This is a genomic window from Bacillus sp. FSL R5-0447, assembly GCF_038606125.1.
In the GTDB taxonomy this organism is placed as follows: domain Bacteria; phylum Bacillota; class Bacilli; order Bacillales; family Bacillaceae; genus Bacillus; species Bacillus velezensis.
In genome coordinates this window covers 326,120-344,039 of record NZ_CP152012.1, presented here as the reverse complement: position 1 = coordinate 344,039, position 17,920 = coordinate 326,120, and the positions used below count along the sequence as shown (strand labels likewise).

At 47.7% G+C, this 17,920-nt stretch carries 16 protein-coding genes, 2 pseudogenes and 1 other annotated feature; of the genes and pseudogenes, 6 read left to right on the top strand and 12 right to left on the bottom strand.

What is annotated here, in order from left to right; translation table 11 throughout:
* The first annotated feature begins 424 nt into the window (after nucleotides 1–424).
* On the top strand, nucleotides 425–1,318 hold the full coding sequence (locus tag NYE68_RS01820; RefSeq protein WP_113766591.1) for a cation diffusion facilitator family transporter: 894 nt from the start codon (nucleotides 425–427) through the stop codon (nucleotides 1,316–1,318).
* Nucleotides 1,319–1,463: 145 nt separating this feature from the next.
* Here NYE68_RS01820 and NYE68_RS01815 read toward each other — a convergent pair.
* The 5 genes and pseudogenes from NYE68_RS01815 to NYE68_RS01795 form a co-directional block, all read right to left on the bottom strand.
* Nucleotides 1,464–1,659, bottom strand: a pseudogene (locus tag NYE68_RS01815) (IS5/IS1182 family transposase); the annotation flags it as partial.
* A 115-nt stretch (nucleotides 1,660–1,774) separates the two neighbouring features.
* Nucleotides 1,775–1,939, bottom strand: a complete 165-nt coding sequence (locus NYE68_RS01810; protein ID WP_324636155.1) for a tryptophan RNA-binding attenuation protein — start codon at nucleotides 1,937–1,939, stop codon at nucleotides 1,775–1,777.
* 88 nt (nucleotides 1,940–2,027) lie between these two features.
* Nucleotides 2,028–2,278 (bottom strand) — a binding site (T-box leader).
* A 48-nt stretch (nucleotides 2,279–2,326) separates the two neighbouring features.
* Nucleotides 2,327–2,719 (bottom strand): annotated as a pseudogene (locus NYE68_RS01805) (phosphotransferase); the annotation flags it as partial.
* 5 nt (nucleotides 2,720–2,724) lie between these two features.
* Nucleotides 2,725–3,672: a DNA-binding domain-containing protein gene (locus NYE68_RS01800; RefSeq protein WP_007409014.1), complete on the bottom strand. Its 948-nt coding sequence runs from the start codon at nucleotides 3,670–3,672 to the stop codon at nucleotides 2,725–2,727.
* 1 nt (nucleotide 3,673) lies between these two features.
* Nucleotides 3,674–4,966: a sensor histidine kinase gene (locus NYE68_RS01795; RefSeq protein WP_324636156.1), complete on the bottom strand. Its 1,293-nt coding sequence runs from the start codon at nucleotides 4,964–4,966 to the stop codon at nucleotides 3,674–3,676.
* Between the two features lie 243 nt (nucleotides 4,967–5,209).
* Between NYE68_RS01795 and NYE68_RS01790 the strand changes: the two genes are divergently transcribed.
* From NYE68_RS01790 to NYE68_RS01775, 4 genes are all read left to right on the top strand, one after another.
* Nucleotides 5,210–6,193, top strand: coding sequence for a glutaminase (locus NYE68_RS01790; protein WP_007409011.1), 984 nt, complete (start codon nucleotides 5,210–5,212; stop codon nucleotides 6,191–6,193).
* A gap of 24 nt (nucleotides 6,194–6,217) precedes the next feature.
* On the top strand, nucleotides 6,218–7,654 hold the full coding sequence (locus NYE68_RS01785) for an alanine/glycine:cation symporter family protein (RefSeq protein WP_007409010.1): 1,437 nt from the start codon (nucleotides 6,218–6,220) through the stop codon (nucleotides 7,652–7,654).
* Between the two features lie 115 nt (nucleotides 7,655–7,769).
* Nucleotides 7,770–8,717 (top strand): homocysteine S-methyltransferase, encoded by a 948-nt coding sequence (mmuM, locus tag NYE68_RS01780; protein ID WP_021495304.1) that lies wholly within the window; start codon nucleotides 7,770–7,772, stop codon nucleotides 8,715–8,717.
* Between the two features lie 113 nt (nucleotides 8,718–8,830).
* On the top strand, nucleotides 8,831–10,234 hold the full coding sequence (locus NYE68_RS01775) for an amino acid permease (RefSeq protein WP_324636158.1): 1,404 nt from the start codon (nucleotides 8,831–8,833) through the stop codon (nucleotides 10,232–10,234).
* A 40-nt stretch (nucleotides 10,235–10,274) separates the two neighbouring features.
* Here the strand turns inward: NYE68_RS01775 and NYE68_RS01770 are convergent, their stop codons facing one another.
* Nucleotides 10,275–11,342 (bottom strand): branched-chain amino acid aminotransferase, encoded by a 1,068-nt coding sequence (locus NYE68_RS01770; RefSeq protein ID WP_015416722.1) that lies wholly within the window; start codon nucleotides 11,340–11,342, stop codon nucleotides 10,275–10,277.
* Between the two features lie 369 nt (nucleotides 11,343–11,711).
* Here NYE68_RS01770 and gltP point away from each other — a divergent pair, with 369 nt between their 5' ends.
* Entirely contained in the window at nucleotides 11,712–12,962 is a 1,251-nt protein-coding gene (gene gltP, locus NYE68_RS01765; RefSeq protein WP_007409006.1) for a glutamate-aspartate/proton symporter GltP, read from the top strand.
* A gap of 36 nt (nucleotides 12,963–12,998) precedes the next feature.
* Here the strand turns inward: gltP and NYE68_RS01760 are convergent, their stop codons facing one another.
* The 6 genes from NYE68_RS01760 to purT all read right to left on the bottom strand — a co-directional run bounded on the left by NYE68_RS01760 (nucleotide 12,999) and on the right by purT (nucleotide 17,841).
* Nucleotides 12,999–13,967 (bottom strand): rhodanese-related sulfurtransferase, encoded by a 969-nt coding sequence (locus tag NYE68_RS01760; protein WP_007609165.1) that lies wholly within the window; start codon nucleotides 13,965–13,967, stop codon nucleotides 12,999–13,001.
* A gap of 104 nt (nucleotides 13,968–14,071) precedes the next feature.
* Nucleotides 14,072–14,347 (bottom strand): hypothetical protein, encoded by a 276-nt coding sequence (locus NYE68_RS01755; RefSeq protein ID WP_007409004.1) that lies wholly within the window; start codon nucleotides 14,345–14,347, stop codon nucleotides 14,072–14,074.
* Between the two features lie 42 nt (nucleotides 14,348–14,389).
* On the bottom strand, nucleotides 14,390–15,205 hold the full coding sequence (locus NYE68_RS01750; protein WP_015416721.1) for a phosphatidylserine decarboxylase: 816 nt from the start codon (nucleotides 15,203–15,205) through the stop codon (nucleotides 14,390–14,392).
* Nucleotides 15,198–15,686, bottom strand: a complete 489-nt coding sequence (locus NYE68_RS01745) for a DedA family protein (protein WP_015416720.1) — start codon at nucleotides 15,684–15,686, stop codon at nucleotides 15,198–15,200. The genes NYE68_RS01750 and NYE68_RS01745 overlap by 8 nt, the downstream gene beginning before the upstream one ends.
* Nucleotides 15,677–16,210, bottom strand: coding sequence for a CDP-diacylglycerol--serine O-phosphatidyltransferase (pssA, locus tag NYE68_RS01740; RefSeq protein WP_007409002.1), 534 nt, complete (start codon nucleotides 16,208–16,210; stop codon nucleotides 15,677–15,679). The genes NYE68_RS01745 and pssA overlap by 10 nt, the downstream gene beginning before the upstream one ends.
* 476 nt (nucleotides 16,211–16,686) lie before the next feature.
* Nucleotides 16,687–17,841 carry a phosphoribosylglycinamide formyltransferase 2 gene (gene purT, locus NYE68_RS01735; RefSeq protein WP_324636160.1) on the bottom strand — a complete coding sequence of 385 codons (1,155 nt, stop codon included), beginning with the start codon at nucleotides 17,839–17,841 and terminating at the stop codon, nucleotides 16,687–16,689.
* Nucleotides 17,842–17,920 lie beyond the last annotated feature (79 nt).

Below are 17,920 nucleotides of genomic sequence, written 5' to 3'. Positions count from 1 at the left end.
CTCGCACCTCTTTTATCTCGAATTCGAGATATTTTCGTATAAAAAATCAAATAACGTATGATTAAAAAACGAAACGTTCTCTTCACTGATCTTTTCGTGATTCAAACGATCGGCAGGTTTTTATCCTGCACACTAATTAAATTATCTTGAATTAAAAAATCTTGAATTCGAGATAATAATAAAAGATAAATACTCAAATGTCAACAGTTCATTTTTAAATTCAGCGCCATTTTGTCTGTGTACTGTTTAGCCCTGCTCCAACTTTTTTTCTGTCACCTTATTTATTAGTAAACAGGAAACAACCTTGCTATAGACCCACTCGAAACTGAATTGGTACGATAAGCAAAGTGATTACACAAGAAAGGATACGGAGAGCGAATCAAAAGCGCCTCTATTTTTTTGTGCAGTTTTATAGGAGGAAAAAATGACAAGTGAAAGAGAACAAATAAGCAAAAAAGTTGCTTTGATTGCATTGATAGCCAATCTGATCTTAATGGCAGGAAAGATCTTTTTTGGACTGATAGGCGATAGTGAAGCAGTTTTTGCCGACGGTATACATTCTGCAGCGGATGTCGCGGCTTCAATTGCTGTCCTGGCCGTCATCGGCATTTCTAATAAGCCGCCCGATCAAGACCATCCTTTCGGGCATGGCAAAGCTGAGGTCATCAGCGAAGCGATTGTAGGAATCATATTAGTGCTCGTTTCCGTGTATATTCTGATAGAAGCGATTTCGTCCTTTGTTGAAGGTCCAAGCATCCCGCAATACAGCGCATTGTTTGCGGCTCTGATATCCTACGCGGCTAAGCAGTTCTTATATCGTTATTCGATTAAACAAGGGGAAAAATGGAACAGTAAAGCGATTATAGCGATTGCATACGATCATAAAGGCGATATCGTTGCCTCTCTTGCCGCTTTTATCGGCGTCCTATTGGCGATTATCGGGAACACACGCGGATGGTCCTATCTGTTGTACGCCGATGCAATTGCCAGTGTCATCGTGGCGTACCTCATTTTTAAGATTTCAATGGAATTAATCAGGCCGTCTGTTGACGTTCTCATGGAAAAAAGTGTTGATCCCGAACTGATAGAGGAATATAAAGCCGTTATTTTGCACTGCCCTCAAGTCAAACGGCTCGATAAAATCCGAGCAAGAGAACACGGCCACTATAAATTGCTTGATGTCCGCTTATCTTTGGATCATGATTTGACGATTAAGCAGGGACACGATATTGCCCGCGAAATCCGAAATGAAATCCAAAGACACTTTTCAGATGTTGAAGAAGTGCTCATCCATGTGAATCCTTATTTTGAAGAATGAAAAAGCAGCTTGTAGAGAAAATGATGTTTTTTCTGCAAGCTTTTTTGTTTTGTGCTGTTTCTTTACATATTCATTTGATTTCAGTTGCAGAAAAAGCACTCCCACATGCCTAGCTTTGCTTGGCTGGGTATGTGGCAATCTTCAACATCATTTTGAATAAGATCAGCGGATCAAGTGAGGGGGGGGGCTTTATTTTCGCTGCAGTAAGGTTTAACCTTTTCAACGATGAAAGAGAAGTCTATGTATTTATCAATTTTTCGAAGAAGGTGATCCTCTTCGACGAGTTGGTCAAACAGAACGAATTCGGCTGTGTTTTGAGAAAAATTTCTTGTGCGGAACATGAGAAAGACACCGTTTTTTTCAGTCTTTCTTTTATTTTATGACAGGGGAAACATAAAGGCTGTCGAGATTTTCTCGACAGCCTGAAGGCCGGATAACGGCCTTTTTCGTTTGATTTCACTGATCAATATGCTTTCTGATAAAATACAGCAGCGTGTTTCCTTGAGCGGTCAATATGACGCCCTTCGCGCCGCACTTCGGACAGGGCGTCCCTTCCTTCTCCTCGCCGGTTCCTTCACAATGCGGACACGTGAGCTCAAGATCGTCGGTTGCGATCACCATGTATATCCCTCCTTTTTTGATTGTCTGTCCGTCTCCAGTCACTTTCCATGGCCATCACCTCCTTAACAATACAAAAAAACCCCGTCCATCAAAGGACGAGGTTTTCGCGGTGCCACCTTTATTAACGGCTGAAAAGCCATTCTCTCAAAAAGTACAGAAACACACGGTTTCAATACTCCTTTCTTGATAACGGGGAAAGAATCCCGGCACCGCCTACTGTCATTTCAGCGCAGCAATTCAGAAGCCCATTCGGCACCGGACGGGGATCGGTTCACAGCGGCCACCGACTCTCTGAACCCCGCGCGCTGATGCGTACTTACTCTTCCTCAGCATTGTTCATCCGTTCTTTTATTTTAAAATGTATCATACGCTGTCATCCGGCGGAAGTCAATAACCTTTCGGATCGGACAGGCCGAGCATGTCCCGCGCCATTTGCATATGCTCCTCTTGCCCCGTCTGAAGCGCGAACTTCGCCGTTTCCGCAGGGTAAGCGGCCTGCCATTCTGTCACATGCTCCTGGATTTTCGGCCAGACGCGCCCGCCTTCAGCTTCGCAGCTCTTCATCAGCCGTTTTGTTTCTTTTTCTCCTAATATCACTTGATAAAGGACAAAATCCTTGGCCGGATCGGCAACCTTTGCCTCCGTCCAATCGAGGAGACCCGTCACACGCTGATTTTCGCCGATCAAAATATGCGGAGGATGCAAGTCGCCATGGATCAGCGCGGAAAAATCAGGCCAGTACGAACTGTCATTTATCCACGTTTGCCATCTTTTCCAAAGCCAGCTTACCGGCTGCCTCCGCTGACAAATTTTGATCCTTCGCGTAAATCTTTCGCCTCCAAAAAGAAGACGTGAATGAATTTTTTCATATTCACTTTAACCGGAGAAAGCGGCACGGTTTCCTTAGCCTGCATTTCTTTCATTCTCTTGCTGACAGCGGGGAAATCAAAGAATTTCGAGGCGTAATATTCAAATTTGGGGTTTGAAAAATCAGTTGTGCCCAATGAAGCGAAATGGTTTAACGAATGAATGACGGCCCTTCTGATCCGCTGTTCCGAGGCTTTGATTTCCCTGTTAACCTCGGCTTGTGCCGCCGCAGGCCCCAGCTTCCGGATGGCGACGTTTGTAAACATCTGCTTTAAAGACGGGATGTTTCTTTCCGCCTGTTCATCCTCAAATAAATAGTGAAGGACGGCCATGAGGTCATGCGCCCCGCTTTCTCCCACGATGCCTAATTCCGATAAAAGAAATTTTCCTGTTTCTTTGATTGATTTCTCGTGCATCCCCCCCGGCCCGCTTTTTTTCGGCTCATTCCGCTGAATAAGGCGGCTTAACGAGTGTTGGATGTCGCCGATCGAGGTTTCCAGTTCAATCCGCTCTTTTACTTTTCGCAAAACGGTGACGATCTCGATTTTGTTGATCGGTTTGTGGATAAAGTATTCGATGCCGAGAGAATAAGCTTCTCCCACCATTTCCTTTGCCTCCACCTGCGATATCATCACCGCTTTTCCGTTGTACGACCCCTGAAGATGCCGGATCGTCTCAATCCCGTCCCGACCCGGCATCAGCAGATCAATTAATAAAATATCGACTTGTTTAAAATGGAGATAATGCCCTTCAATCTGGCTTCCGTCCTCTGCCTCACCGACGACTTCTCCTAAGTCCTCGTCCTCGATCATCTGTTTTAAAATGGAACGGATCGCCCGGTCATCATCAGCTATAAAAAAACGCATATTATGAGTTCATCCTTTCTGCAATCAAATGCTTCACCGGCAGTTTAATCGTAAATATGACGCCTTTTGGCTTGTTATGAAAGGAAATGTCTCCGTCAAGTTCAGTTACGATTTCCTTCACGTAAGTAAGCCCGATGCCCGTTGAAGGTGTGCCGAATTCATCGTATTTGGACGTAAACCCGGGATCATAAACGACCTCTCCGATTTTTTCCGGAATGCCGGGACCGTCATCTTCCGCCTGAAATTCAGCCTTTTCTCCTTCCGTCCTGCGCAGCGCGAGGCGGATCTCACCCCTGTCTCCCATGGCTTCGACGGCATTGGCGGTCAGGTTATTTAAGATCGACAGGACGGTAAAGACGTGATAATCGGGATGCTCTCCTTCAATCACGCTCCGGAATTGAATGTCCTTGCCTAAAGATTCGGCGTATTTTTCATTGATTCGGATGACGATGCCGACCAGAGCGGCGGCATTCATGTAATCCCGGAATCTCTCATTGGAAATCAGCTTCGACAGGCCGGCGAATATTCGCTGATTGTCTTTTTTCACTTCATGAATCTCTCCCGCAAGGCGCAGCATTCGGCTCCCGAGCTCCCGGTCGTTCCCGCTCATTTCCCGATATAGCTGATAGGATTCTTTCGTCACATGCTCCGTCGTTTTCAGCGTTTTTTTCAAATGAATCGTTTCTTCATATAAGTTAGACACAATCATCAGCATGTGCTCATGCTGCTTTCTCGTTTGTTTTTCCCTGACCTGAGATTCGTGCAGCTTCATCACGTTGAAAAAACTCAGCACAATAAATGTGTGAGAAACAGCGATAACCGCAATATCCGCCAGCTTGTCCGGCATCATAATCTGCCGGCCGCCGGAAAACTGAACCGTCATTTCAACGGCATCGGACGCAATTTCAATGAGAAAACCGAGAAAACCGATCATAAGCGGCCGATCCCAAAAAAGCCTGACCTTCAGCACATAAAACAAGCAGGCATATGTAAAGTAAAAAAAGAAACTGGGATATTGGCTGAAAAAAGCCTCCGTAAAGCTGGCATGCTCTCCTCCCCAGCACGCCAGGCCGATCCGGAATGCCACAACGGCTGCACCTGTCAACAGCCCTGACAATAATGCCGGCACATGCCGAAGCAGCAGCAGAAAAAAGAAAAAAGCCGGGGCGCCGAAGCTGATCCGATATACCTCATTCAGGGGGTAAAATTTCAGTTCCCCCGCCAGCGGCACGGTGATCAGCATAAGGGCGAAAAGATAGCCGTCTTTTTTCAGTAAATAGTCGAGCCTGATCATAATCACTTCCTTCTTCTGTCTATTTTGAACAAGACCGATACAGTCCGCAAATTTCTTTAGACCCGAATGGCGGGACGCTCCGGCTGATTTATAAATCTATCGGCTTATTTTAAGAATGATTTTGTCGTATTTTGTATGATTCTGTAGATGTCATTATACATTAACATGGAACACGCTATTTTTGAAAACGTTTTCCAAGACCGGTTTCCGCTTCGGACAGGCTTGCAATAGAGGAGGAATGTTATGAAAGATATGGTCAGAGAGCGCCTTGAAAAAGAGGAACTGGCTTCACTTTTACAAGATTGGGTCGAGCATTACCGACCGTTTTCCGTCAATGGAAAAAGCGCAAATTATATACCCGCCCTCGGAGAAATCAACGACTCTCAGCTGGGCATTTGCATATTAGAGCCGGATGGCTCAATGATTCATGCCGGTGAATGGAATGTCCCGTTCACATTGCAGAGCATCTCAAAAGTCATCAGCTTTATTGCCGCCTGCATGAACAGAGGCATTTCTTACGTGCTGGATCGTGTGGACGTGGAACCGACGGGTGATGCGTTTAATTCTATCATCCGGCTTGAAATCCATAAACCCGGGAAGCCCTTCAACCCGATGATCAATGCCGGCGCCATTACCGTCGCCTCGCTGCTTCCGGGTGAAACGGCGCATGATAAATTAGAATATCTCTTTTCCGTTTTTGAAAAATTAATAGGAAAACGGCCTCACATTCACGAGGAGGTCTTCCGTTCTGAATGGCAGACCGCGCATCGGAACAGAGCGCTCGCCTACTATTTAAAAGAAACGAACTTTCTAGAGGCGGATGTGGAAGAAACGCTTGAAGTGTATTTAAAGCAGTGCGCCATGGAGGGTACAACCGAGGACATCGCTTTAATCGGATTGATACTTGCGCATGACGGCTACCATCCGATCCGACGGGAACAGGTCATTCCGAAAGATGTCGCGAAACTCGCCAAAGCCCTGATGCTGACGTGCGGAATGTACAATGCGTCAGGCAAATATGCGGCTTTCGTCGGCGTCCCGGCCAAAAGCGGGGTATCCGGCGGCATTATGGCATTGGTTCCCCCAAGCGCCAGAAGAGAACAGCCTTTTCATAACGGCTGCGGCATCGGCATTTACGGTCCGGCCATTGATGAATACGGCAACAGCCTGACCGGCGGCATGCTGCTGAAACATATCGCACAGGAGTGGGAGCTCAGTATTTTTTAATCAAACGAACCAAGAGGTGATTGGATGCAGGAATTCCTTGAAAATGTAATCGGCTCGGCAAATGATTTTTTATGGTCAAAACTGTTAATCGTACTGCTTCTTTCTCTGGGACTGTTTTTTACGTTCAGATCAAAGGGTCTGCAAGTCCGCATGCTGAAGGAAATGATCCGGGTTTTGAAGGAAGGCGCGGCCGCCCGGACAAAAAACACCATTTCCCCGTTTCAGGCATTTTGCATCAGTATGGCGGCGCGTGTCGGAACCGGGAATATTACCGGAATCGCCATTGCGATCGCACTCGGCGGTCCGGGCGCTATTTTCTGGATGTGGATTATCGCAGTCATCGGTTCGGCTTCAAGCTTTGTTGAAAGCACGCTGGCCCAAATTTATAAAGTAAAAGATCAAAACGGATTCCGCGGAGGCCCGGCCTATTACATGGAAAAGGGCCTGAAGAAACGCTGGATGGGCGCGCTGTTCGCCGTATTAATCACACTGTCATTCGGGGTTGTTTTTAATTCCGTTCAATCCAATACAATCAGCGTCGCCTTTCAAAACGCATTCGGCACCAGCCGGCTTACATTGGGCATTATTTTAATCGTAGTTTTCGGCGGCGTAATCTTCGGCGGCGTCAAACGAATTGCGAAAATGGCGGAATACATCGTAGTCGTCTTGGCCGTTTTATATATCGGTGTCGCTTTCTTTGTCATTCTGACGAACATCACCCAATTGCCCGGCGTTCTGTCGCTAATCGTAAAAAATGCGTTCGGCATTGATCAGGCAGCGGGCGGCGCTTTAGGTGCGGCCTTGATGCAAGGTGTAAGGCGCGGGATTTTCTCAAATGAAGCGGGTATGGGAAGCGCTCCGAACGCGGCGGCGACAGCTACGACGAGCCACCCGGTGAAACAGGGGCTCATTCAGGCATTCGGCGTCCTGACGGATACGCTCGTCATTTGTACAAGCACGGCGCTTATCATTTTATTTTCAGACGCGTATCACCAGCCGGGACTGAGCGGCATCGCGCTTTCTCAGGCCGCCTTGAGCGACCATGTCGGCGCGTGGGCGTCAGGTTTCCTTGCCGTCTTAATGCTTTTGTTCGGCTTCAGCGCTCTGATGGGCAACTATTATTACGGAGAAACCAATATCGGATTTTTAAGCCAGAACAAAAAATGGCTGTTCATTTACCGCATCTGCGTGCTCGGAATGGTACTGTTCGGCTGTATTTCCAAAGTCCAGCTTGTGTGGGATATGGCTGACTTGTTCATGGGCTTAATGGTGGTCGTGAACTTAATCGCGATTTTCCTTCTGTCGAAAAAAGCGTTTGCCGCTTTGAGCGATTATGTCCGGCAAAAGAAAGCCGGAAAAGACCCCGTCTTTTACAGAGATGTGCTCCCTGATGATGACGGGATCGACTGCTGGGAGTATTCAGACATCGCGAAAAGTGCGAAAGGCAAACACATTTCCTAAACAAAAGGTGTTCGGGCAGCGTCCTGAACACCTTTTTTCTGCCGGTTCATTGACAAAGAGAATAGCGTCCATTACCCTTTTTATATATTTTCAGTAAAGTCAGAAAGGAAGGCCTATGAATCCCATTACACAAATATTAAATGAATACCCGGTTATGATCATAGACGGCGCGATGGCAACCGAGCTTGAGCGGATGGGCTGTGATTTACATGATGATCTGTGGTCGGCCAAAATTCTTTTGGAGAGACCGGAACTGATCAAACAGGTGCATGCAGAATATTTTGCCGCAGGCGCTGATTGCGCGATCACCGCCAGTTATCAATCGACAATTGAAGGATTTGCAGCGCGCGGCATCCCGGAAACCGATGCGATACGTCTCATTCAGACATCTGTTGAACTTGCCGCACAAGCACGCGATGAATTTTGGGCGCATGAAGAAAACCGTTTACACCGGCCCAAACCTTTGGTCGCCGCTTCTATCGGGCCTTACGGCGCGAGCCTCGCTGACGGCTCAGAATATCGCGGGCATTACGGACTGACGGAGGATGAGCTGATCAGCTTTCACCGCCCCCGGATGAAAGCCCTTATAGAATCCGGCGCCGATCTTTTGGCCTGTGAGACCATTCCGTGCCTGTCAGAAGCAAAAGCGATCACAAGGCTGCTGGAGGAATTCCCCGGCACTTATGCATGGATCAGCTTCAGCGCCAAAGACGGACGGCATATCAGCGAAGGCACGCCAATTTCCGAATGCGCGGCCCTGCTTGACTCCTGCAGCCAAATCGCAGCGATCGGCATCAACTGCACAACGATTGAACATATTCCGCCGCTGATAGAAGAAATCAAACGGTCAGCATCCAAACCGATTATCGCCTATCCGAACTCCGGCGAACAATATGACCCAGTGACAAAAACCTGGAAAGGCGCAGCGTGCGAAAACCATTTCGGAAAAAGCGCGCAAAGCTGGTACGAAAACGGCGTGAGCCTGATCGGAGGGTGCTGCCGGACGAAACCCGCGGACATTCAGGCCATTGCCGATTGGGCCAAAACCTTAAAAACAACTTGACTAATCGGAATAGTTTGTATATTCTATTCAAAAAGCCGGTTCGCCGGAATCTCGTGCCGTTCGCCGGCATGAGATTTTTTATTAGAACGGCCCTCGCAGAAAGTTGGAAAACAATGAACAACAAGAACGAGACGAATTTTCAGAGAAGTATGAAAAGCAGACACCTCTTTATGCTATCACTCGGAGGTGTGATCGGAACGGGGCTGTTTTTAAGCTCTGGGTATACCATTCATCAGGCGGGTCCGGCGGGCACCATTTTCGCTTACCTTTTGGGCGCGGGCATCGTCTATCTTGTCATGCTTTGCCTTGGTGAACTGTCAGTGGCCATGCCGGTGACGGGCGCATTCCACACCTATGCGAAGACCTATATCGGGCCCGCGACGGGCTTTACGGTCGCATGGCTGTACTGGCTGACGTGGGCGGTGGCGCTGGGCTCTGAATTCACGGCGGCCGGGCTTTTCATGCAGCGTTGGTTCCCGCATACTTCGGTTTGGATGTGGAGTGCGGTATTCGCTCTTTTCATCTTTTTATTAAACGCCTTCTCCGTGAAATTTTTTGCTGAATCGGAGTTTTGGTTCTCAAGCATTAAAGTCTTAGCCATCTTACTGTTTATTTTATTGGGCGGAGCAGCGATGTTCGGCATCGTCCCGATGAAAAGCGGTGAGACCGCACCTATGCTGTCGAACTTTACGGATGGCGGCAGCCTTTTTCCAAATGGCTTTTTCCCGATACTGATGACGATGCTTTCAGTAAACTTTGCTTTTTCAGGGACGGAGTTGATCGGAATCGCCGCAGGGGAAAGCGCCGATCCGGAAAAAACCGTTCCGCGCGCCATTAAGACCACAGTCTGGCGGCTGGCGCTTTTCTTTATCGGAACGATTTTTGTGCTGTCAGGGATGATCTCCATCAAGGAAGCCGGTGTGATTGAAAGCCCGTTCGTCACGGTATTTGACAGAGTCGGCGTGCCTTATGCGGCCGATCTGATGAATTTCGTCATTTTAACGGCGCTACTGTCTGCGGCCAATTCAGGGCTGTACGCGTCATCACGTATGCTGTGGTCCCTGTCTAAAGAAGGGGAGCTTCATCCCGCCTTTGCCAGGCTGACCTCTAAAGGCATTCCTTTTAACGCTCTGATCTTCAGTATGATCGGCGGCATTCTGTCGTTGTTGTCAAGCGTATTTGCAGCGGATACAGTCTATCTTGTTCTCGTCTCCGTCTCAGGGTTTGCGGTAGTGGCTGTGTGGATGAGCATCGCCGCATCGCAATTTTTGTTCCGAAGACGGTTTCTTACAGAAGGGCACCAGCTTTCAGACTTGAAATACAGGACGCCGGGATATCCGGCCGTACCGATAGCGGCCTTTCTCCTGTGCCTCGCCTCCTGTATCGGCATCGCTTTTGATCCGAACCAGGCCATCGCCCTTTATTGCGGAATTGCATTTATGGCCGTTTGCTACACCGCTTATTACTTGAAAAACCGGAAAAGCAGAGCCCGCGTGCAAGCCGTAAAATCCCAATAACCAAAAAAAGAACCCTGCAGCGCAAGGGTTCTTTTTTCATTTATACTTCAACCACCCACCTGAACGAATCCCGCACCTTCCCGACTTGGATGCCGGCAATCGTTTCATAGAGCCTTTCTGACACTTCACCGATCAAACCGTTATTCAGTTCAATCGTTTCTCCGTGAATGTGCAGCGCGCCGACCGGCGAGATGACGGCCGCGGTTCCCGTACCGAATACCTCTGACACCTCGCCTCTCATCGCAGCCTCATAGATGTCATCAATGGCGACCTGTTCTTCCCTGACGCGGATGCCCCAGCTTTTTAACAGCTCTATCACAGATGCGCGTGTGATGCCCCCGAGAATGCTTCCGTTTAACGCCGGCGTTACGGCCTCTCCGTTTATGATGAAAAAGATATTCATACTCCCTACCTCTTCGGCATATTTCTTTTCCACCCCGTCGAGCCAAAGCACCTGATCATACCCCAGTTCTTCGGCTTTCCGCTGAGCCTGTAAGCTGGCCGCATAATTTCCGGACGTTTTGACGTCGCCCACTCCGCCGGTGACGGCACGCACATACTCATCCTCCACATAAATCCGGATCGGTTTCAGCTGATCGCCGTAATACGAACCGACAGGCGTCAGAACAACCATGAACTTGTAACGCTTTGACGGCCGGACGCCTAAAGAAGGCTCAGTCGCAATTACAAACGGACGGATATATAAAGAGGTTCCTTTTTCTATCGGTATCCATTCCTGCTCCAGCTCCACCAATTGTATCAATGCCTCCAGCGCCAGCTTCTCGTCAAGAGGCGGCATGCTCATCCGCCGTAACGATTTATTCAGCCGTTTTATATTTTGGTCAGGACGGAACATCAACACCCGTCCGTCTTCTGACCTGTAAGCCTTCAGCCCTTCAAATACGGCCTGCCCGTAATGGAAAACCGATGCGGAAGGATCCAGATGGACCGGTTCATAAGGGGTGATTCTCGGATCATGCCACCCTCTCTCCTCTTCGTAATCCATGACAAACATGTAATCTGTGAAGTACTTGCCAAACCCCAATGAAGCGGAGTCCGGTTTTTCTTTTCTTGCTGTGACCTTACGTCTTTCAATCAGTTGATTCAACAAAAGCACACCTTTCTTATAATTGTTAAAATTTTCAGTCTTTTATAAGCTGCCTGTTTTCTCTGCCTGAATCGTGTATGCACAGATATATGAGGATGCAGTTGACCGTATCATATCAAATATACCACTTATAAGGGGATAATTATCAAAATTTTTGATATTTTCAAGCGAAAATCTAACTTTATTTTATTCTGCTTGATTTTTTTCAATGAGGACTTTCTGTCATATTGAATGATTGCGCTTACATAATGTAAAGCAATCCTTTCTTTCGCACAGTCAATCATGTGACAAATTTATGGCGGATAGGAAGGTGGTTGCCGCCTGCTTCACGAATTACGTATGAAATGCGCAAGTAAAAGGGGGATTCGCTTGAAAAAATTTATCGCATTCCAGATTTTGATCGCTTTAGCCATCGGAGCATTGATCGGCCATTTCTTCCCGGATTTCGGGATGGCGCTGCGGCCCGTCGGAGACGGATTTATCCGCCTGATTAAAATGATTGTCGTGCCGATCGTGTTTTCAACCATTGTCATCGGAGCCGCCGGCAGCGGCAGTATGAAAAAGATGGGCAGTCTCGGCATCAAAACGATTATTTGGTTTGAAGTGATTACGACGCTTGTTCTGGCGCTCGGTCTGTTATTGGCGAACGTGCTGAAGCCGGGAGTCGGACTTAACCTCTCTCATCTTGCTAAAAAAGATATTCACGAGCTTTCCGGCTATACGGAAAAAGTAGTCGACCTGAAACAAATGCTTCTTGATATTATCCCCGTTAACATCATTGACGTCATGGCGAAAAACGATCTTCTCGCCGTCATTTTTTTCGCGATTTTATTCGGTGTTGCCGCAGCCGGCATCGGCAAAGCCTCCGCACCTGTCATGAGTTTCTTCGAATCCACGGCAAATATTATGTTCAAGCTGACGCAAATGGTAATGGTCACCGCTCCGATCGGCGTTCTCGCCCTGATGGCCGCCTCTGTCGGGCAATTCGGAATCGCGCTTTTGCTTCCGATGCTGAAGCTGATCGGCACTGTGTTCCTCGGGCTGTTCCTGATACTCTTCGTTCTGTTTCCGATCGTGGGGCTTATCTTTAAAATCAAATACTTTGAAGTGCTGAAAATGATTTGGGATCTGTTTTTGATCGCTTTCTCCACGACAAGCACAGAAACCATTCTGCCTCAGCTGATGGATCGGATGGAGAAATACGGCTGTCCGAAGCGGGTCGTCTCCTTTGTGGTTCCGTCAGGTTTATCGCTGAACTGTGACGGCTCAAGCCTCTATTTATCGGTGTCCTGTATTTTTCTGGCGCAGGCGTTTCATGTAGAGATGCCGCTTTCTCAGCAGCTTCTGATGATGCTTGTCCTCGTCATGACAAGCAAAGGCATTGCCGCCGTCCCGTCAGGCTCACTCGTCGTCCTTCTGGCGACAGCGAATGCCGTCGGTCTCCCCGCGGAAGGCGTCGCCATCATTGCCGGTGTCGACCGCGTCATGGACATGGCGAGAACCGGCGTCAACGTGCCCGGCCATGCGGTCGCCTGCATCGTCGTGTCCAAGTGGGAAAAAGCATTCAAATATAAAGGACCCGTCACGGCAGACCAGACCGCCCGGACAGAAAGTATGTAAACACAAAAAAGACCACCTTATTGGTGGTCTTTTCTATTAATCAATCGCCGCATGATCCTCTTTCTCAATCAAAGCAAGGCGTTCATTGATTTCTTCCTGAGTCATTTCGTGCTCTTTCACATACATGTTGCGTTCGTTCGTACGGCATTCGTGACTGCAGCTGCGCATGTATTTGTATTCATTCTCAGGTGTGCAGATCATTTTTTTATTACATGCCGGATTTGCGCAGTTCACATAACGCTCGCACGGCTCGCCCGTGAAATAGTCTTTTCCGATGATAACGTGCTCTACGCGGTTGACCGGTACGCTGATTCTTTCGTCAAACACGTAGCACTGTCCGTCCCACAGCTGCCCTTTCACTTCAGGATCTTTACCGTAAGTGACGATACCGCCGTCAAGCTGGGACACGTCTTCAAAGCCCTTCTTCAGCAGCCAGCCGGAAAATTTTTCACAGCGTACGCCGCCTGTGCAGTACGTGAGGATTTTTTTGCCTTCAAGCATGTCTTTATGCTCTTCAATCCAGTCCGGCAGCTCACGGAACGCCTCAATATCAGGTCTGACCGCTCCGCGGAAATGACCGAGGTCATACTCATAGTCGTTTCTGGCGTCGATCACGATCGTGTCAGGATCCTGCATTTGCTCATAAAAGTCTTTCGGTTTCAAATGCTTGCCCGTCGTGACATTCGGATCAACATCATCTTCGAGACGAAGCGTCACCAATTCTTTTTTATGGCGCACAAACATTTTGCGGAATGCATGTCCGTCAGCCTCGTCAATTTTGATCGGCATGTCGGCAAAGCGCGGATCAGCTTTCAGCGCATTCATGTATTGTTCCGTCTGTTCAACCGTTCCGGACACCGTACCGTTAATGCCTTCCTCAGAAATCAAAATACGGCCTAACAGACCGAGCTCCTTACAAAACTTCAAATGCTGAGCCGTGAACTCCTCAGGCTCATCAATCTTTACATATTTATAATAAAGTAAAACTCTATATTGTTTTTCCATGATTTATACACCCTGTTCAATTATATTAATGATCGCACACTCTACTATATCATACAGGAAAACGGGCGAAAGATGAACATTTCCGTCCGTACTCTTTCTTCCAGTCACGCTTCGCCTTTTAAAACCTGCTGAAAATAAAACCGATATGTGTTGCGCAAAAAGGTCTCAAGCGAAAGGCCGGCCGCGGTCTGATACTTGCCGATAATAAACGGAAAACGGTCACGGCCTTTTGCCCGCAGAAGATCGGCGCTGTCTTCAGCCAGTTCTGAGATGAGCGCCTCAACGACAGGCCGGCATGCGTCCCGCACGGCTTCAAGAATTTGCTGATCCCCTGTATGCTGGTACTGTTCTATCAGCTTTGCCAAATCCTTTTCTTCCATAATGTTCACTTCCTTACACCATATAAAAAAGAGGAGCAGCTTTTATAAAGCGGACGCCTCCTCCTGTGACTCCGCATAACCGATGATCTGGCCGACCTGTAATTCACGGCCTTCAGTCAGGTTATCCGAAGGGGTAAACATATCTTTCTCGAATACTAAAATAACGGTCGATCCAAATGAAAAATAGCCCAGCTCTTCCCCCGTCTCAAGCCTGTTTCCGGTGTTTGTCTGAACGATCGAGTTAATATTCATCGCACCTACCGGAATCATGAGCATCTGCTGGTCAGCACGGGTCAGCTCGTACACATAACGGTAATTTTTTGAGAGCACATCTTTCCCGTACTTTAACCCCATCGTATTAACGGGATAGGAGCGTTTCCCCAGCTCGGCCAGCTTCTGATACGTGCAGCTGACGGGAGAATGGAAGCGGTGGTAATGTCTCGGGCTCAGGTAAAGCACGGCAAAACACCCGCCGTTATACTTGTGATCGGCGCATTTAAACCCCGTCAGTTCGGCGAACGAATAATCCTTCCCTTTTACCATGAAAGTTTGATTAGGATTAATCATGCCCACCGTCTGAACGACGCCGTCCACCGGGCTGACGATGGCGTTCTTCTCTTTTGCCACGGGGCGGAGATTCAAATTAATATCACGAATGAAAAATGACGCCAGTGAATCAAAGTCAGAAGCCGTGCGTTCCGTTTCATTCCAGTTGATGCGATAGTGTTTGGAAAACAGCGGAATCATCGGCTTGCTCAGTTTCGATTCACAGAAGTTTTTAATGAGATAAGACGTTAATCGATTATTAGTCAGTTCAATCAATGAACGGTAAAGAACTTTAGCGGCAGTATTAAACATTGATTACTCCTATGAATTTTCCTATAGTAATAAAAATAAAACACCATAAAAACGCTCCGATGGCGGCGAAGCATAAGTAGGTTTTGAATTCCATTCTGCCGATTCCGGAAAAGTAGCAGGTCACGTGTCTGATGCCGGGGATGAAATAACCTAAAATAATGGTGTACGGCCCGTACTTCTTCATCCACCTGTCTACTTTCTCCATCCTCTTTTCCTTCAGGCCGACCCATTTCCCGAACTTATTAATAAACGGCCGGCCGGCTTTTCTGCCGATGAAGTAGCTGATAATCATCCCAAGGAGCGCTCCGATAAAGCTGATCAGAATGGAGAGCCCGTAATTCAGCACGTTTATATGAGCGAAGTAGCCCACAAGCGTCATCATGACTTCATCCGGAATAGGCAATCCGATAATACCGAGTGTCAGCATAAGAAAAATCGCGATATATCCGTAATCGGATATTAATTGCTGAACTAATTCCATCTTCTGCTCTCCAGGTTTTCAGGCGCCTGTTTTTTAAAGTGCGGAAATTTAATGTTGCTGACCATTAAATAACCGAGCGCGATCGTTCCCGCCCCCAGAAGAAAAGCGTTATTGATAAAGCTCAAAATGACAAGACACATACCCGCAAACGGAATCGGCATCCCGATAAACGTCGGCAGCTTGCTTTGTTCAATATTAAATCTGGAAAGACGGATCATCCCGCAGATGCTGTAGGAAAGCGCGATTAAAATTCCGATGAACGGAATCGTATATAATGAAACACTGTAAGCGAGCATAGACGGCGCCACGCCGAACGTCACGAGATCAGCAAAAGAGTCAAGCTCCCTTCCCATCTCCGATACCGCGTTCAGCTTACGGGCGGCCAAACCGTCAAAGAAATCAAGAAACATCCCGGTGAAAATAAAGATCACCGCAGAGTGTATATTATGATACAAAAGGGAATGAATCGATAAGAGCCCGCAAATAAAATTTCCAATTGTAATCATACTAGGTATATAATTCACAGTTTACACAAACCCCCAATTAAAACCATATCAAATCGGACTGCGTATGCATAAAGGCTCCATTTTACGGAAACATAAAATGAAATTCTTTCAATGCTATCATTCAAATTCTTTTATTATACAGCATTTGGTGTTATTTGAACAATCTAATCTGGTGATTTTTGTTTTTTCGCCGTTCATATTAAGGTAAGCAATCATGCATGCCTCTATTCCGGATTACCCTGCTTCAATATTCCATGCCGCGATCCGGATTGTCCGTTCTTGATGAATGAAAAGCCGTATGATGTATTGTTATTTCCTTCTCCGTGAAATGAGAACATTACATATAACGATTGCGGACATAAAAAGTTTCATGAATTCAAAAGCCGGCACAAAACGGCCTCATACATTATCTCACAACCCCGTTTTCCAGTATATAGTCTGCCAAACAAAAAAGGCGCCTTACCATTACGGTAAAAACGCCTTTTAAGATCATTTTATGTAATTGATAAATGGCTGAGTGCTTCGGCCGCTCTTTCCCTGGCTTCTTCAACGGTCTCAGCTGCAGAAAGCGCAACCGCCATACGGCGTCCTACTTTCGTGACGGGTTTACCGAATACGCGGATCTGAGTGCTTTTTACTGCCAAAGCTTTCTCCAAACCTTCAACCGCATAATCAGCAAGCTCTTTTGGCGCCTTCAGCGGACGGCTTGCCCCCGGCGACAGCTGAATGATTTCCGGAATCGGGAATCCCAAGACCGCCCGGACATGCAGCGCAAACTCTGACAAATTTTGCGTTACAAGCGTAACGAGCCCCGTATCATGCGGACGGGGAGACACCTCGCTGAAATATACTTTATCTTCAGTAAGGAAAAGCTCCACACCGAACAAACCGTATCCGCCGAGCTCGTCCGTTATGCTTTTCGTAATGTGTTTCGCCTCTTTGATCTGCTGTTCCGTCATATGATGAGGCTGCCATGATTCAATATAGTCACCGTCTTTTTGTTCATGTCCGATCGGCGCGCAAAAGGACGTACCGTTCGCCGCACGCACTGTCAGAAGAGTGATTTCTGATTCAAACGGAATGAATTCCTCAACGATGACCCGGCCGTTTTTCACTCGGCCGCCTTCCATCGCCATGTCCCAGCAGCTTTTCAGCCCGGAAGCCGAGCGGCACACGCTTTGCCCTTTTCCGGAAGAGCTCATCAGCGGTTTTACCACGCACGGAAAGCCGATTGTTTCCGCCGCTTCTTTAAATTCTTCATATGTATTCGCGAATTCATAGCCGGCAGTCGGAAGATGAAGCGTCTCTGCCGCAAGCCGTCTGATGCCTTCACGGTCCATCGTCAGCTTTGCCGCACGCGCATTCGGAATGACGTGAAACCCTTCTTCCTCAAGCTTCAGCAGCTCATCCGTCGCAATGGCTTCCACTTCCGGCACGATCAAGTCCGGTTTTTCTTTCTCAATGACTTCTCTGACCTGCGCTTTATCAAGCATATCAATCACATAGCTTTTGTGCGCGGCCTGCATGGCGGGAGCATGCTCATAGCTGTCAACGGCTACAGTGACAACCCCGAGCCGCTGCGCTTCAATGACGACTTCTTTCCCCAGCTCGCCTGATCCTAATAACAACATCTTCTTCGCCTGATACATGTCCTTTGGCCCCTCCCTTTCTATACCCCACTCATTATAACGGAAATATTCAAAAAATAAAGACAAGATAGATAACAAG

Coding starts and splice junctions, on each gene's coding strand:
- NYE68_RS01745 (WP_015416720.1), bottom strand. CDS start 15,686: ATGGAATTAGTTCAGCAATTAATATCCGATTACGGATATATCGCGATT.
- NYE68_RS01775 (WP_324636158.1), top strand. CDS start 8,831: ATGAACAACAAGAACGAGACGAATTTTCAGAGAAGTATGAAAAGCAGA.
- NYE68_RS01795 (WP_324636156.1), bottom strand. CDS start 4,966: ATGATCAGGCTCGACTATTTACTGAAAAAAGACGGCTATCTTTTCGCC.
- NYE68_RS01820 (WP_113766591.1), top strand. CDS start 425: ATGACAAGTGAAAGAGAACAAATAAGCAAAAAAGTTGCTTTGATTGCA.
- NYE68_RS01785 (WP_007409010.1), top strand. CDS start 6,218: ATGCAGGAATTCCTTGAAAATGTAATCGGCTCGGCAAATGATTTTTTA.
- NYE68_RS01750 (WP_015416721.1), bottom strand. CDS start 15,205: ATGTTTAATACTGCCGCTAAAGTTCTTTACCGTTCATTGATTGAACTG.
- mmuM (WP_021495304.1), top strand. CDS start 7,770: ATGAATCCCATTACACAAATATTAAATGAATACCCGGTTATGATCATA.
- NYE68_RS01760 (WP_007609165.1), bottom strand. CDS start 13,967: ATGGAAAAACAATATAGAGTTTTACTTTATTATAAATATGTAAAGATT.
- NYE68_RS01790 (WP_007409011.1), top strand. CDS start 5,210: ATGAAAGATATGGTCAGAGAGCGCCTTGAAAAAGAGGAACTGGCTTCA.
- NYE68_RS01810 (WP_324636155.1), bottom strand. CDS start 1,939: ATGGTGATCGCAACCGACGATCTTGAGCTCACGTGTCCGCATTGTGAA.
- NYE68_RS01755 (WP_007409004.1), bottom strand. CDS start 14,347: ATGGAAGAAAAGGATTTGGCAAAGCTGATAGAACAGTACCAGCATACA.
- NYE68_RS01800 (WP_007409014.1), bottom strand. CDS start 3,672: ATGCGTTTTTTTATAGCTGATGATGACCGGGCGATCCGTTCCATTTTA.
- purT (WP_324636160.1), bottom strand. CDS start 17,841: ATGTATCAGGCGAAGAAGATGTTGTTATTAGGATCAGGCGAGCTGGGG.